Origin of the sequence: Rhodococcus sp. EPR-147 (genome assembly GCF_001647185.1) — a bacterium.
GTDB lineage: Bacteria > Actinomycetota > Actinomycetes > Mycobacteriales > Mycobacteriaceae > Rhodococcoides.
Window position 1 is genome coordinate 1 of sequence record NZ_LVCU01000140.1, and the last position, 1,231, is coordinate 1,231.

Genomic DNA, 1,231 nt, shown 5'->3' on the forward strand with positions numbered 1-1,231 from the left:
GATCCGCAGGCGAACCGCGGCCATTGCTGCGAGGAGACCCAGGACCGAACCTGCGATCATCCCCACGAGAGCGTTGGTTCCCGTTGCCAGACTTGCCGATCCGATGTTGCCGAGGTTGCGCACGAATTGCTCGGCGATGGCGCTCGGCGACGGCAGCAGGAACGACGGAACCCCCGCGACGACCGTGAGCAACTGCCACAGGGCGAGTGCCGTAGCACCGAACACCACCGGTGGCAGCCAGAGCTTCATCGCAGATCCGCACTGCGCACCGCACGGCCGTGCAATGCGTCACGAACCGCGGTGATGGACGCGAAGAACTCCGCCGATTCTCGTGGATCCCCGTTCGCATCGAAACTGTCGATCGTGAGTGTGTCGACGATCCGTCCCGGCCGAGGGGACATGACAACCACCCGATCGGACAGGTACACCGCTTCCGGAATCGAATGGGTCACGAACACCACTGCTGCGCTGGACTCCTCGGCGATGCGGAGTAGGTCGTTCTGCATCTTCTCGCGGGTAATCTCGTCCAGTGCCCCGAACGGTTCGTCCATCAACAACAGTCCCGGCGTTCGAGCCAGCGCCCGTGCGATCGCCACTCGTTGCTGCATCCCACCGGACAGCTGGCTGGGAAATTTCTCTGCGAAATCGGTGAGTCCGACGAGGTCCAGCAACTCGCGAACCCGTTCTGCTCGCTGACGTTTGGGAACCTTGTGCAGTTCCAGCGGCAATGCGACATTCGATTGCACTGTGCGCCAATCGAGCAGCCCTGCCTGTTGAAAGGCGATGCCGTACTTCTGTTCGACGCGGGCTCGGCGAGCGGACAGGCCGAACACCGATACCGAACCGGACGTCGGTTGCTCGAGATCGGCCACGATGCGGAGCAACGTCGACTTACCGCACCCCGAAGGCCCGATCAGCGAGACGAATTCACCGGGGGCGATCGCGAGCGATACATCCTCCAGCGCAGTCACTCCCCCGTCGAACGTCTTCCCCACGCCCTCGACGAGTACCGCATGCTCGGTCATGACCGATCCTTTCGACCGGGCGAGCGGCCCGCATAACGGCCGAGCGCGACATCGAGCAGCGATACCAGTGCGGTCACCACCAACCCGAGCACCGCTGCGCCGAGAACAGCGGCGTACAGGCGGGACGCATCTCCAGTTGCCTGCTGCGAGAACACGATGATCTGCCTACCGATACCGCCGGTCGTTCCGGTGGAGATTTCGGCGAC

Annotated in this window: 1 protein-coding gene and 2 pseudogenes; all 3 read right to left on the minus strand. The window is 63.4% G+C overall.

Annotation, left to right across the window (positions count from 1 at the left end; translation table 11 throughout):
- Positions 1-249, minus strand: a pseudogene (locus A2J02_RS06750) (ABC transporter permease); the annotation flags it as partial.
- A complete protein-coding gene (locus A2J02_RS06755; protein WP_068048389.1) occupies positions 246-1,025 on the minus strand; it encodes an ABC transporter ATP-binding protein in 780 nt (259 codons plus the stop codon). The gene A2J02_RS06755 and the pseudogene A2J02_RS06750, both read right to left, overlap by 4 nt.
- Positions 1,022-1,231: pseudogene (locus A2J02_RS28095) on the minus strand (ABC transporter permease); the annotation flags it as partial. The gene A2J02_RS06755 and the pseudogene A2J02_RS28095, both read right to left, overlap by 4 nt.